Origin of the sequence: Flavobacterium zepuense (genome assembly GCF_007097145.1) — a bacterium.
Taxonomy (GTDB): domain Bacteria; phylum Bacteroidota; class Bacteroidia; order Flavobacteriales; family Flavobacteriaceae; genus Flavobacterium; species Flavobacterium zepuense.
Genome location: NZ_VJVZ01000012.1, coordinates 183,160 through 197,123, shown reverse-complemented (window position 1 = coordinate 197,123; position 13,964 = coordinate 183,160). Strand labels below are relative to the sequence as shown.

Genomic DNA, 13,964 nt, shown 5'->3' with positions numbered 1-13,964 from the left:
TGCACCACCTTCGGTAGCGCTCCATGTAACAGTAGCACCTGTAAGGGTAGTGGCGTCAAGATCGGCAACCGTTGCACCTGCACAGAAAGTTTGTGCAGCGGCAGTAGGAGCGGCAGTAGTGTTTAAAGTAACTACAACGGCAACCCTTGCGCTTTCGCAAACATCAACCGATTGTGATACATAATACGTACCGGCTGTAAGTACTGTTGTACCGGCAAGGACATCGCCTCCCGTTTCGTTAGCATACCATTTAATAGTAGCACCGGTTACACCTGTAGCCACAAGGCTAGCTACTGTAGCGCCTGTACATAGTGTTTGTGCAACAGCAGTTGGTACCGCAGGGGTTGTACAACCATCAAGCGTGGTAAAGCTGCCTGTAACATAGTCTGAAACGCAATTGCTGTTAAGCGCTTTAACGCGATAGTAGTAGGTTGTAAGCGGGCTTAAGCCGGTAGCAGTATACGTAGTTGCAGTAACTCCTGTAAAAGGAGAACCTGTAACTGCTGTAGTAAATGCTGCATCGGTATAAACCTCAACAGTATACGATGTTGGAGCACCGCTTGTTTCTGTAAGGGTGTAAGCAATAGTACCTCCGTTAGATATTCCTGTTGCAGTGGTAGCAGCGAGTACCGGGCACTCATTTATAGTTTTTGCAGAGATGGCAAATACATGAGGCACAGGTTCTGTAGCACCTGTAGATGTTTTAGTGAATTTAACGCCGGTTATTAATTTCGACTGGTTTTCAGCCGTAATATCCATTGTTAACTGGAATACTTTAAATGCGCCCGGTCCGTCCGGAGCACCTACAGTATTAGCCCTGTTAACACGGCCAATAGCATTTATAAGTGCCGGTGAAGCCGCCGTAGCAGCATTATCCCAGTTTAATACACTAAGGCCTGTTTGTGTTTGAGATGTACCATCGCTAAATAGTACTTCGGCAGAAATTGTAGCCGTACCACTACCCGATGTTACAGCAAAGTATAGGTTACTCGCTTTTACCGGAGTAGTAAACGTTAGTGTGCCATTGGTATTTTGTGCAGGTATTCTAAGGGAGTTATTGCCTGAATAATCCTGTAGTAATAGCGTTAAGCCGTCAACGTTACCTGTTAAGCGCCTGTTTACCGGTAAGCCAAATGTTGCCGCAGATGCCGCCGCAGTAGCTTTATAATCTAAAGACATATAAGCGTTGTCTACCGCATCTACTGCATTAGTAGTAGATAGGTTAGCCACACCATTACCATTAGCAATAACATCGGAGTTAAAGCCGGTAACCGATATTGGCGTATAGTTGTTTACTGCTATAAAACTTACGGGAGCCGACCATGCATCATTATCACATGCTGTAGTTTCTCCTTTAACACGGAAATAATACGTAGATCCGTTAGCTAAGCCGGTTAGAGCGTACCATGGCGTTGTTGAGGTATACGTACCAAACAAAGCTGTAAGAGCAGCATCGGTATACACTTCAACAGTATAGGTTGCAGCAGTACCGCCCGGCCCAACAATAGATGTCCAGGTAAGGTTAGCCGAAGCAGCCGTTACATCAAATGCACCTACTGCTGTTGCAGCACCGGCGCATGTAGTAGCATCTGCCGTGCCGGCAATGCTGTATTTAGGTCCAAAACAGGCACTGCCGTTTTCGTTATACGCGTATATAAAGTAGTAATAGTGCGTGTTGTTGTTTAAAAACTCAGTAAATGTACTGATGGTAGCACCTGCCGAAATTACACGGCCTCCGCCCACTGTGCTTCCTACTGCATAGCTTGCACCTGTAGCAGGCTGGGCTGTAAGGGTAGGTGTAGTACTGCGAACAAGTATATAACCTGTTGGTGCTGTTGTTGGCATAACTACTGTACCGTCAAGGCTTGTACCCGTTATGTTAGTAAGTGTAACCGTTGGGGCATCAGGTGTAATACAATCTGCCGGTGGTGTTACTACTTCTATAGTATAATCTTCTGCCTCACCGTTGGTAAGTACACCACATGATGCAATCGTGTTTGTGTATACGGTAGAACGTACCCTCATCCTGTAATTGCCTGTTGCGGCACCGGCAGGGATGGTAATAGTACCTGTAACGGTAAGTGGCTGGCCCGAAAATCCGCCGCCGTAAGTAGCAATGGTTTCGCCGGCATCATCAAAATCAAGGTCATTGTTCCAGTCTACCCAAACACCAAGTGTTGTAGATGTACTGCCCCTTGTTATGCTGTAGTTAAAACTTGTACCGGCGGGTTTGCTTACTATTTGCGTTGCAGCATAATTAGTATAGCCTGCTGTTGCGCTTGTGGCAGTAGTGTTGCTAAAGTTAGTATACCCGCCTGTTGTGGCAACATTACTAATATAATACAAAGTAGATGTGCCTGATTTAGAAGGAAGACAATACGCAGGCGAGAAGGTACCTGTTACAAACGGAGAATCACAACTACCATTATTGGCTTTAACCCTATAGTAGTACTGGGTTTCAAACGTTAATCCTGTTAGTGTATACGAGTTAGCCGTAATGCCTGTAAATGGCGAACCGGCTATAGGCGCTGTATAAGCTGCATCGGTGTATACCTCAAGGGTATATGTTGTTGCAGCCGTACCCTGGCCTGCTGTAAAAAGCGTCCAGTTTATAATGCCAGAAGTAGAAGATGCCGTTGCAGATGATGTGCTTGCAATAACCGGGCAGGCAGGCACTTCTTCGGCAGTAACGCCAAATACGTTTATAATACCTTCGCCTGTAGATGTTTTTGTAAACTGAATGCTGCTTACCGTTTTACTTTGGTTAGCCAAATCGATATTAAAAGTAATCTGGTGTAGCCTTGGGTTAGTACCGTTACCACTCTCAATACCATTATTTGTAGTATTTACACGGCCAAAACCTTGTGCTGCAATAGGCTGGCTTGTAGAGTTAAACCAATCGGGCACGGTAAAAGCCGCTACGGCTTGTGTAGTGCCATCATCAAAAGTAATGATCGCAGTACAGGTAGAAACTCCACTGCCGGATGTAGCCAGTATATAAAGTTTTGTGGCTTCTACACCATTAGTAAAGCTTATGGTCCCTGTAGATGCCCCGCCGGTTACACCAAAGCGAAGCGAGTTGTTGCCCGATAATGGCCCAAGCTGGTACGTTAAGCCCGGGGTAGCAGCAACAAGAGAGGTTATTAAACCTGTTGCAGGTAATCCGTAAGTGGGCGGTGTGGTTAGAGTAGGCGGCAAAAAGTCGTTACTCATAAATGCGTAGTTGGCGTTGTCTACCGGTGATGTAGTAGACGATGTTGCCGAACCAACGCCGTTAGCGATAACGTCGGCATTGTAGCCTGTTACCGTTAACTGTTCATACTCTTGTGCGTTTGCCGGGGCAAACGAAAGCATGATACCAAAAAATAGGTGGTGTAGCTTTAAATTCATAATTTAAAAAGAAATAGTAGTAAAGTTAATAATGCAACTAAAGTAATTATTATTAACAGGTTTTATTAAGAAAACCCTAACATTTTTATTAATTGTAACAATATTTGTGAAGGTTGTAATGTATAATCACAAATATGTTAAAGAAATCATAAAAAAAAGCCTCTACAAAGGCAGAGGCTTAAAGGGTATATTTTATGTGGGTCTTCGCTATTGTTTAACGATTTTCACATTAGCATTAGCACCCTGGGATGTAATGTTTAAGATATAAGTTCCTGACGATAAATCAGTAAGGTTAATATTAATTACCGACTCATTAGCATCCTGGCTAAGTACTTGCTGTCCTAATAAATTAGTAACCGTTACGCGTTCTATTGCAGTACTGTTTGCAACAGTTACTATATCAGTAGCCGGGTTAGGGTATACTTTTAGGTTTTTAAAGGTAAATTTATCAGTGCCTACAACATCCATAGTTACAGTCACTTCAAAATAATCGCTTTCGCACCCATTGGTGGTTTGTGTTACATAGTAAGTAAAACCCTCTTCAAGAGCTGTATCTACCGGTATAACTTCATAATCGCCCTCAAGGGTTTGCGTGTACCATGTAAGCGTAGCGCCTGTAGCATAATCTAATTCAAGGTCTGATAAAGTCTCACCCGCTGCAAAGGTTTGCTCATAAGTACCTGTTGGCGCATCGGGTATTGCGTTTACAGTAATTTCAAAAGGAACGGTAGCACTCTCACAACCATTAAGGGTTTGCGATAAATAATACGTACCGTTTTCTAATACGGTAGTACTGCTTATTGGTTCGCCGCCTTCCGTTTCATAGTAAGTAACGGTAGCGCCTATAAGTACACCCATAGTTATGTTAGAAACGGTAGCCCCCTCGCAAACCGACTGGTTATTAACCGTTGGTGCAGCTGTTGCGCTTATTGTAACCGTTACAGTGCTTGGTAAACTTGTACAGCCATTTAATGTTTGGGTAACTTCATAAATTCCGCTTTCTAAAACTGCATCGGGAGTAACAACTACTCCATTATACGTCCATACAACAGTGGCATTTACCATAGGGTCTACATATAAATTTGCTACAGTAGCACCAGGACAACGCGTTTGTGTTACAGTTGTAACAGGAGCACCCGGTGCAGTGCCTAAAGTAATATCTACTGGCAGCCTTGCGCTTTCGCAGGTGCCGTTTGTTTGAGATACATAATATACGCCTGTTGTAAGCGATGCAGAATCTTCAAGCGGAGAACCACCGGTGGCAGTAGTATACCAGTTAAACATTGGTGTCTCACCTGTACCTGTAGCGGTTAGGTCGGCTACGGTAGCATTACCACATAATGTTTGGGCTTCTGCCACAGGTGCGGCAGGAGGCAGGCAGGTATAGGTTACGGTTACCATCCAGCTATTATTATTAACTTTATTGTATTGAGTACCGCAGCCGGTCTCTAAAAAATCGCCCCACATTCTCCATGCCCTAAGCTCAAAGTTAACTGTGCCTGTTGCACCGTTAGCAATAGTAAGGCCGGTACGGTTATAGCTGTATGTGCCTACTAAGCCACTACCTGCCGCAAGGCTGGTTTCGCCCTGACTGGTTGTGGTACAATACAACATACTGCGCTGTTCTGACTGGTAACCATTATTTAAAGACGTCATTGTATACGATGTTGCCACCGATGCTATTTGATAGCCCGCCGGAACCGTTACGGAAAGTGTACCCGGACATGATGTGGCAGATGTTACTGTAGGATCATCATTATACATGGTGCTTATATCGCCGGCAGTATAGGTAGATGTTACCTGGCCCGTAGTAAACGTTGTGCCTACCCATGCACTGGTATCGCCATCGCCACAATTAGAGCGTACCCAAAAGTAATAGGTTTGGCCAGTTATAAGCGTTGGGAAGTTTACCGAAGTTCCTGTTGGTATAGTGCCCGATGGTGTTGTAGTTGTGGTAGGGGCAGTGTTTGTAGTAGCGTAATAGTAATCATACCCGCCTGAGGGTGGTACAATTGCAGCTGTAAAACTAACCGCTGCGTTTGATGGCCCTGTTGTTGCAACCAATGCGCTTGGTGCCGGGCAGGTAGGCAACACTTCGGCGGTAACGCCAAAAATGTTTACCACACCTTCTGCTGTAGATGTTTTGGTAAACTGAACGCTAACCACATCTTTAATTTGGTTAGCGGCATCTATATTTAGCGTTATCTGGTAAAGCCTTGGGTCGGCTGCAGAGGGTTCAAGTACATTGTTGGTTGTATTTACGCGGCCAAAACCCTGGGCGGCGATAGGCTGTGCGGTGCTAAAAAACCAATCGGGCACTAAAAGTGATGTTGCCGATTGTGTGGTACCGTCATCAAAAGTAATAAGGGCCGAAATGGTTGATGCCCCACTGCCCGATGTAGCAAGTACATATAGTTTTGTAAACTGCCCGCCGTTAGAAAAAGCAAGCGTACCCGATGTTGCACCGGTTGTAGCGCCTATTCTTAGCGAATTGTTACTGCTTAACGATGCCATCTGGAAGGTTAGGCCGGTTGTAGCCAGCGAGTTTATTAACCCCGTAGCCGGTAAACCGTAGGAAGGCGGTGTGGTAATGGTGGCCGGTAAAAAATCGTTGCTCATAAAGGCAAAGTTGGCATTATCTACGGGCTGGGTGGTAGATAGCGCTGCCGATCCGGCTCCGTTAGCAATAACGTCGGCAGTATAGCCGGAGCTAACCGTTAACGGCTGGTAGGATTGGGCACTTGCTGTAGCCCCCAATAATCCAAATAATAAATAGAAGGGTAATTTTCTTTTCATAACATGTAGTATATTAATAAGTGTGTAGTAATGTTATAAAAATACTAAATTTATGAAGATTAAAAATCGTAATCTATAAAATGTTTGATATTTTGTAATTGTGAATCCCTTTAGTTGAAATATCCATATTTTGTAAAAAAAAAACCGCTTATAAAGCGGGATTTGGGAGAGTATATGATTTATTTATTACATAAATAATGCCTTGCGGTGCACGATCAGCCTACATGTTGTAAAACCTGCCTTCATAAGTCAGTATTTGTGTCGTGTAGCTTAGGAATCAACAGTTATAGTTTAATTATGTCCGGGAGCGTATTTTTTAGCGCTTTTATCTCCGTTAAGTTTTTTGGCCTGCCCCGGAGGCATTTTTTTAGAAGACTTAGCCGCAGGGCTATTTGTGGTAGTACGTATACCGGCACTACAGCTTACAAAGCATAATGACGAGCTAATAATAAGCGTTGCAATAATATTTTTTACTGTGCTATAGTTCATTTTGGTGTATTTTACAATAAAGATAGTTCTTTATCCTGCTATTTCAATTTTTGCTTACATAAATAAAGCCTTAAGCTCTGTAGCATCATGCGGGTTCATTTTACCGGCCAGCACCAGGCTAAGTTGTTTCCTGCGGAGTGCTGCATCATAACGAAGTTTTTCAATTTCGGTCTGCGGCTCTATGGGGCGCACCTGAACGGGTTTGCCTTGGTCATCTACCGCTACAAAAGTATATATAGCCTCATTAGCCTTTGTTTTCTCGCCACTTTCGCGGTCTTCTATCCATACATCTATAAAAGTTTCCATAGATGAGGTAAATGTGCGCGACACCTTTGCTTCTATAGTAACTACGCTGCCCAGCGGAATAGAGCGGTTAAACGCAACATGGTTTACCGATGCTGTTACCACAATATGCCCTGCATGCCTGCGTGCGGCAATACTTGCAGCCCTGTCCATACGGGCAAGGAGCTCACCCCCAAATAGGTTGTTTAACGGATTGGTTTCGCCCGGCAGTACAATATCGGTCATTATACATACAGAGTCAATAGGGTGTTTTGGCTGCATACTTTTTTTGTGCAAAGATACGCTAACAGCCAAAAAAAATCCCCCGGTACGGAGAATTGATTTTTTAGTTTATTTTTTTACCATCAGCCAGGCTTCAGGATTGTCGGTTTTGTGTATTTGCCTCATACCGGTTTGTGCCTCGGCATAGGTAGCATAACCACCGTAAGATACCGGGTATAAGCCAAATTTATTCGGCTGCAGCCTTTGTGCCTTAAAGCCTTTCGCAATAAGCTGGGCAACGGCCTTATCGGCATTAGCCTCACTTTTATAAGCACCGGCCACAACGTGGTACGGCGTGTTTGCAGGCGCTTCAACTTTTAGCGGAAGCGTTACGGCAGGTAGCGGGTTATCTATAAAAAAGGTAGCCTGCTGTATTTGCTGCTGTACTTTTTCCTGTACCGAGTTTTGTACGGCAAGGGTTTGTATTTCTACCTGCTGGTCGTGGTAGGTTTTAAAACCTGTAACACCGGCACCGGTAAGCACTGCAAATACGGCTGCATATTTAAGGTAGGAGTAACTGCGTTTACGCTCAGGCGTAAATATAATAGGCGCTCTTTCTTCTAAAGCCTCAACTTCTGCCTTGAGTTCTTCGCGCCTCACGGCAGAAGCAACTACTGCACTAAGCCCAAAAGCCTCAGTAAGGTAGTTAACAGGCACATCCGGAGTAAAAACAAGGCTGCCTTCGGCGTTAAGCCCTATCTCGCCCAGGTTTTTAAGCGTAATAATGTCATAGTTATTCAATACCTGCTTCCAGTCTTCTACAGCAACGGCAACGGCGTGAACCGCAGCGCTGTAAGAAATTTTTTCCTGCAGGGCGATATGATTGGCTAAAAGCCCGTCATTATTTTTTACATTCGCGTTAAAAGAAACGAGTTTTTTTGGAGGATAGAAGGTATGCGAATTTGCATCTAAATACGATGGGCGTATCTCTGTAAGGAACGCGCCAAAACCGGGAACGGTAACGCACTGGTAACGGTATAATAAAGCCGATATGTGTTTTTCTATCATCATAACAACAAAATTAAACAAAGCGTGGCGAATGCAAAATTTTATCCACAAATGTTATTAACAATACCAAGTAACTAATTAACTGCCAATTACATTTTTTGATGACGGATACCGATTTACTTAATACGCTGGCGCTGATGCGTGTAGAAGGTGTGGGCGATATTGTAGCTAAAAAGCTGATTAACCACTTGGGCAGCGCCGAAGAGGTGTTTAAAGCTAAAAAAATGCAACTTTTGGCTATTGAAGGCGTAGGAGAAGTACTATATAATAATTTAAGGAATACATCGGTTTTTAAGCTTGCCGAAAGCGAGGTTAAGTTTGTGCGCGATCATGGCATTAAACCCCTGTATTATTTAGACAGTAATTACCCCGAAAGGCTTAAGCATTGTATAGACGGGCCGGTGGTTTTGTTTTCATCGGGCAACATAGACCTTGCCAACCGTAAAACCATTAGTATTGTGGGTACCCGCCAGATGACCAGCTATGGCGCCGACTTTTGCCGCAAGCTTCTTGAAGACCTTGCTCCATTAAACCCTGTTATTACCAGCGGCTTTGCTTATGGGGTAGATATTTTTGCGCACCAGGTAGCTATGGAGCAAAACCTGCAAACCATAGGCGTGGTGGCACACGGGCTTAACCAGGTGTACCCTAAAGTGCACAAAAAGTATGTGGCAGCCATGGAACAGAATGGTGGTTTCCTTACCGAGTTCTGGAGTACATCAAACCCCGATAAAGAAAATTTTGTAAAGCGTAACCGCATTGTAGCCGGCCTTAGCGAAGCTACTATTATAATAGAGAGTGCCGAAAAAGGCGGGTCGTTAATTACCGCTAATGTGGCTAACGATTATAACCGTGATGTTTTTGCAGTACCAGGCCGCGTTACCGATAAGTACAGCATGGGCTGCAACAACCTTATAAAAAGCCAGCGCGCTAACCTGCTTACCAATGCTGCCGACCTTATATACATCCTCAACTGGCAGCTGGAAGAAAAAAAGATACAGCCTGTACAAAAACAGCTTTTTGTTTCGCTGGAACCCGATGAGCAAAAAGTGTATGATTACCTCCTAAAAAATGGCAAAGAGCTTATGGATATTATAGCGCTGCAATGTGAAATGCCCATTTTCAGGCTGTCATCTTTGCTGCTTACTATGGAGCTTAAAGGAGTTATCCGGCCGCTGCCGGGTAAGCTTTTTGAGGCTATATAAATTTTTCGGGCACTCATAAATTTATGGCTCTATTTGGTTTTAAAAATTATAATTTTTACTAAAAAATTAAATTATATTTTTATAAATAGAATTTATATTAACTAAAATTCAGTTTAGATTCATTCTAAAATAGTCTTTAACTAAGTTTTAGTGCAGTTTTTATTACATGTGTTCCCTATATTTGCTTTTCCAACAAAACAAAAACCATGTACGAAACTGTTTTAGATCTTCATTCCTATTGGGCATTTGGAGTATTAGGACTGTTATTAATTGCAGCATTAAATTCGTTTGCAGGACTGGCAACTAAAAGGCCTTTTACTGCCCAGGACAAACGTATTGCCATGCTGGCTCTTATATTTTCGCACGTGCAATTGGTTATTGGTGTCATACTGCTCTTTGTTAACCCTAAACTTGAACTTGCAAAAGTTGCCGGTATGGGCGGTGTAATGAAAGACAGTTATTTACGATTAATTTTTGTAGAGCACCCGCTTGTTAACATCATTGCCATTGCTTTGATAACCATAGGCTGGTCTAAACATAAAAAAGCGGATGATGCTACCGCAAAATTTAAGAAAATAGGATACATGTATGCCATAGCATTAGTACTGCTTTTAAGCAGGATCCCTTGGGGTCAGTGGTTCAGCTAACCGCGGCTTAAGCTTTTCCTTAAAGCTTTTTTTAGCCGATGGCATATTGTTAATAAGGACAAAAAAATTATAATTATTATGAAGAATAGTATTATCATTTTCAGTACCGCAGTGTTATTATGTGTTATAACAGGTTTTTCAACAGTAAATGTTGCCCCGGTAAAAAAAGAGAATAAAACAATGGCAATTAAGGTTGCCGATACTACAGAGACCGAAGTTAAAACGGTTAAAACCGAAGAAACCAAGCTTACCCTTTACAAACAAAGTGCATTAGCCACTTACTACGCAGATAAATTTAACGGAAGGAAAACCTGCAGCGGAGAGAAATTTCATAATACTAAATATACCGCAGCCCACATGAAATTGCCATTTGGCACTATGGTTAGAGTAACAAACGAGAACAACGGTAAATTTGTAGATGTAAAAGTTAACGACCGTGGTCCGTTTAGCAAAAAACTTGAAATAGACCTTACCAAAAAAGCCTATATGGAAATTGCCTCTAACAAAGGTTCAGGATCATTCAAGGTTAAGATAGAAATTATAGAGAAAGCATAATTATGGCAAAACGCATAGCACTGCTTTGTTTTTGTGCCCTTTTGCTTGCATCATGTGGTGCCTCTAAAGGTTCTTACAAGAGTTATGATAGCAGCGCAGTTGCCTCCTACTACGCCGATAAATTTAACGGTAAGAAAACGGCCAGCGGAGAAAAATTCAGTAACAGCAAAAATACCGCTGCCCACAAAAAACTACCCTTTGGCACTAAAGTAAAAGTAACCAACAAAGCCAACGGCAAGTCGGTTATTGTTACTGTAAACGACAGGGGGCCATTTTCGGCAGGTAAAGATATTGACCTTTCTAAAAAAGCCTTTATGGAAATTGCCGACAATAAAAACCACGGCGAACTAAAGGTTACCATAGAAGTAGCAAAGTAAAAACAAACACAAAATATACCCACAAAAAAGCGCCCTGGATCTCAGGGCGCTTTTCGTTTATATCACATGGGTGCTTTTAAACATCATCATAATCTACATACAGTTCCGGTGATGTTGGGTGTGCCTGGCAGGTAAGTATAAGGCCTTCGGCAATTTCGCTATCGGTTAGTATGGCATTCTTTTTCATCTCGGCAGTACCATTTTTAATGCGTGCCATGCAGCTGCTGCAAATACCTCCCTGGCACGAATACGGTGCATCTACACCCTGTTTTAGGGCTGCATCCAGCAAGGTCATTTCTTTAGGCATTACAAATGTAACCTCTTCATCATCTACAAGAACAGTAACTTTGGTTTGGCCATCAAGGCTTTCGGTAATTTTTTTCTCGGCAATAGGGGTAGAGAAAAGCTCAAACTTAATGTTCTTTTCCGGTACGTTGTGCTCCTTAAGCACTTCATTCACGGTAAGTATCATTTCTTCAGGCCCGCACAGGTAAAATTTCTCAAACTCTTTTTCCTTGTGCTTGTTCTTAATTACAAAGTTCACGGCAGCACGCTCTATACGACCAAAAAGTGAGCCTTCGGCACGGGCTTTACTATACACGAACTGAACAAAAAAGCGGCCTACATATTCTTGTTGCAGTGTATGCAGCAGGTCATGAAAAATAGTTTCCTCCGGCGATTTGTTACCATAAACCAGCACAAACGTACTCTCAGGCTCTCCCTGTAGTACCGATTGAAGGATAGACATTACAGGTGTAATACCGCTACCGGCAGCAAAAGCGGCATAGTTACGCTGGCGGCCCGGTTTAGGTTCAAAAGTAAATTTACCTTCGGGGGTACCTACCTCCATACTGTCGCCGGCGGCAAGTTTTTCGTTGGCAAAAACTGAGAATCCACCGTTTTTAACGGCCTTAATAGCCACACGCAGTTCGCCACTGCCCGGTGCCGAGCATATAGAGTAAGCCTTTCGTATCTCTTCGCCCTCAAACTGGGTCTTTATGTTTATGTATTGGCCCGCTGTAAAGTTATAATCTTCGCGCAGGTTGGCAGGAATTTCAAAAGCAATAGAAACCGCACCAGGGGTTTCCCTTTTTACATCTTTTATAATAAGTGGATGAAATGTTGACATCTTACAATTAAATTTCCTGCAAAAATACGCATTACAATCAGGTTAATAAAATATGCTAACACTAAAATAATACTTAAGATTGTTATGCATAAGAAATTTATGTATATTTGAATTTTTAAAATAAACCATGAAAAACTCACAATTATATAAGGGCAGCCTTAATACCATTATTATGAAACTGCTGGAAGAGAACGGCCGAATGTACGGTTACGAGATTACCCAAAAGGTAAAGCTGATAACCAAAGGCGAACTTAATATTACCGAGGGGGCACTGTACCCTGCGCTACATAAACTGGAGGCAGACGGCCTGCTGGATGTAGAGGTAGAAAGGGTAGATAACCGCCTGCGTAAGTATTACAAGCTAACAAAGAGCGGTGAGAAAGAAACAGTAAACCGCCTTGCCGAACTGGAAGAATTTATTAAAAACATGCAGACATTGGTTACCCCAAATATTAATCCTGACCTACAATATTAAGCTATGAAAGTAACAGCCGAACAAATACAACTTATAGACAAGGCGCTGATTAAAATAGGTATTAATTATGCCGACATCCGTTATGAGATGACCGACCATATTGCCGCTGATCTTGAGCAGAAAGACGATCGGTTTGAGCATCACTTAAAAGGGTATATGCTGCAAAACAAAAGCGAACTTAAAAAAACCAACCGCAGGTTTATATTTATTGCTATGGGCAGGGCTTATAAAAAGTTCTTTATCAATATGCTTAAGCCGTGGTCACTTGTAATTTTTGCAACAATGTTTGCTTTAGGAATGTTCCTGATAAAGTCGCTTGGGAGGGAAGATGCTGTTATGGCATTGTTCTATTTTTTTATTGCGTTTAGCTGTATACTCTCTACTCCCGTTATTTATAAAGCACTGACGAGGAAAAATCAGCATTCGCTCGACTTTGGTTTTAGCTTTATTAATCTTATCATCCTATATCCAACCATTTATATGGTAGATTATCAAACCACAATAGCTAATGATATGACGGTTGCTTTGTATTATGCTGTTGTACTACTGATATCTGTAATAATGCATGTAACCATATGGCAGTTTAACAGGCAATATAAACTTCGCTACAATGGATAAGAAAGTAAGTGCTGAACAGATAAATGAACTCTATACCTTTACCCGCGCTCATTATGTAGAATACTACGATTTACAAACAGAACTGGTAGACCACCTTGCCAACGCCATTGAAGGTATCTGGCTGCAACGCCCAAACTTAACCTTTACCGAAGCTTTAGATATCGAGTTTAAAAAATTCGGCATTTTTGGTTTTAGCGATGTCGTGGCCCAACGGCAAAAAGCGTTGGGCAAAAAGTACTACCGCTTAATGTGGGGCTATTTTAAACAGTTCTTTAAGTTACCACACCTTATCCTGACTTTTGGGATAACATTTCTAACCTTCAAGCTTCTTGAGTTCGAGCCAACTTTTTTTATCTATTTACAAATGTGCCTGATTGCCACTATAGTTTATAAAACAATACATTACAAGGGCAAATACGGTAAAAAGGTTAAAGACACTGGAACAAAATGGCTTTTTGAAGAAATTATATACAACTGCGGTGGCATTTTAGGTTTTATAGGTATACCGCTGCAATTTTTTCAATTTACGTTTAAAGAGGTAAATTTCTTTACAGTAAGCATGCTTACAGTGTTTTTAGTACTTACAGCAATATTTAGCTATGTAATGCTTTTTATAATTCCGGCGAAAGCCGAAGAACACCTTAAAGCTACCTACCCGGAATATAATTTAGAAATTTCCGGTCAAAAACTGTAACATTCGACTAAAGAAGC

Annotated in this window: 13 protein-coding genes; 7 read left to right on the top strand and 6 right to left on the bottom strand. The window is 42.2% G+C overall.

The window, feature by feature from the left end; genetic code table 11:
• The 5 genes from FMM05_RS17435 to FMM05_RS17415 all read right to left on the bottom strand — a co-directional run.
• The coding region (locus tag FMM05_RS17435) for a beta strand repeat-containing protein (RefSeq protein ID WP_235894427.1) at window positions 1–3,390 on the bottom strand (3,390 nt) is incomplete at its 3' end.
• A 207-nt stretch (window positions 3,391–3,597) separates the two neighbouring features.
• Entirely contained in the window at window positions 3,598–6,186 is a 2,589-nt protein-coding gene (locus FMM05_RS17430) for an Ig-like domain-containing protein (protein ID WP_143374701.1), read from the bottom strand.
• A gap of 291 nt (window positions 6,187–6,477) precedes the next feature.
• Window positions 6,478–6,675 (bottom strand): hypothetical protein, encoded by a 198-nt coding sequence (locus FMM05_RS17425; RefSeq protein WP_235894426.1) that lies wholly within the window; start codon window positions 6,673–6,675, stop codon window positions 6,478–6,480.
• Window positions 6,676–6,729: 54 nt separating this feature from the next.
• Window positions 6,730–7,239 (bottom strand): acyl-CoA thioesterase, encoded by a 510-nt coding sequence (locus FMM05_RS17420; protein ID WP_143374699.1) that lies wholly within the window; start codon window positions 7,237–7,239, stop codon window positions 6,730–6,732.
• A gap of 69 nt (window positions 7,240–7,308) precedes the next feature.
• Window positions 7,309–8,250: an HU domain-containing protein gene (locus tag FMM05_RS17415; protein WP_185965620.1), complete on the bottom strand. Its 942-nt coding sequence runs from the start codon at window positions 8,248–8,250 to the stop codon at window positions 7,309–7,311.
• A gap of 98 nt (window positions 8,251–8,348) precedes the next feature.
• On the opposite strand from FMM05_RS17415, the gene dprA reads away from it, so the two are divergent.
• The 4 genes from dprA (at window position 8,349) to FMM05_RS17395 (ending at window position 11,031) form a co-directional block, all read left to right on the top strand.
• Entirely contained in the window at window positions 8,349–9,452 is a 1,104-nt protein-coding gene (gene dprA, locus FMM05_RS17410) for a DNA-processing protein DprA (RefSeq protein ID WP_143374698.1), read from the top strand.
• A gap of 206 nt (window positions 9,453–9,658) precedes the next feature.
• Window positions 9,659–10,099, top strand: coding sequence for a hypothetical protein (locus tag FMM05_RS17405; protein WP_143374697.1), 441 nt, complete (start codon window positions 9,659–9,661; stop codon window positions 10,097–10,099).
• 78 nt (window positions 10,100–10,177) lie between these two features.
• Window positions 10,178–10,654, top strand: a complete 477-nt coding sequence (locus FMM05_RS17400) for a septal ring lytic transglycosylase RlpA family protein (RefSeq protein WP_143374696.1) — start codon at window positions 10,178–10,180, stop codon at window positions 10,652–10,654.
• Between the two features lie 2 nt (window positions 10,655–10,656).
• Window positions 10,657–11,031: a septal ring lytic transglycosylase RlpA family protein gene (locus FMM05_RS17395; RefSeq protein WP_143374695.1), complete on the top strand. Its 375-nt coding sequence runs from the start codon at window positions 10,657–10,659 to the stop codon at window positions 11,029–11,031.
• 76 nt (window positions 11,032–11,107) lie between these two features.
• On the opposite strand, the gene FMM05_RS17390 is transcribed toward FMM05_RS17395, so the two are convergent.
• Entirely contained in the window at window positions 11,108–12,160 is a 1,053-nt protein-coding gene (locus FMM05_RS17390; protein ID WP_143374694.1) for a ferredoxin--NADP reductase, read from the bottom strand.
• Between the two features lie 127 nt (window positions 12,161–12,287).
• Between FMM05_RS17390 and FMM05_RS17385 the strand changes: the two genes are divergently transcribed.
• Genes FMM05_RS17385 through FMM05_RS17375 form a run of 3 tightly spaced genes read left to right on the top strand, consistent with a single transcriptional unit; the run spans window position 12,288 to window position 13,947 of the window.
• Window positions 12,288–12,635, top strand: coding sequence for a PadR family transcriptional regulator (locus tag FMM05_RS17385; RefSeq protein WP_143374693.1), 348 nt, complete (start codon window positions 12,288–12,290; stop codon window positions 12,633–12,635).
• A gap of 3 nt (window positions 12,636–12,638) precedes the next feature.
• Window positions 12,639–13,253, top strand: coding sequence for a hypothetical protein (locus FMM05_RS17380; RefSeq protein WP_143374692.1), 615 nt, complete (start codon window positions 12,639–12,641; stop codon window positions 13,251–13,253).
• The gene (locus FMM05_RS17375) at window positions 13,246–13,947 is read left to right on the top strand and encodes a hypothetical protein (RefSeq protein ID WP_143374691.1); all 702 of its coding nucleotides are present in this window, start codon (window positions 13,246–13,248) and stop codon (window positions 13,945–13,947) included. The genes FMM05_RS17380 and FMM05_RS17375 overlap by 8 nt, the downstream gene beginning before the upstream one ends.
• Window positions 13,948–13,964: the final 17 nt, after the last annotated feature.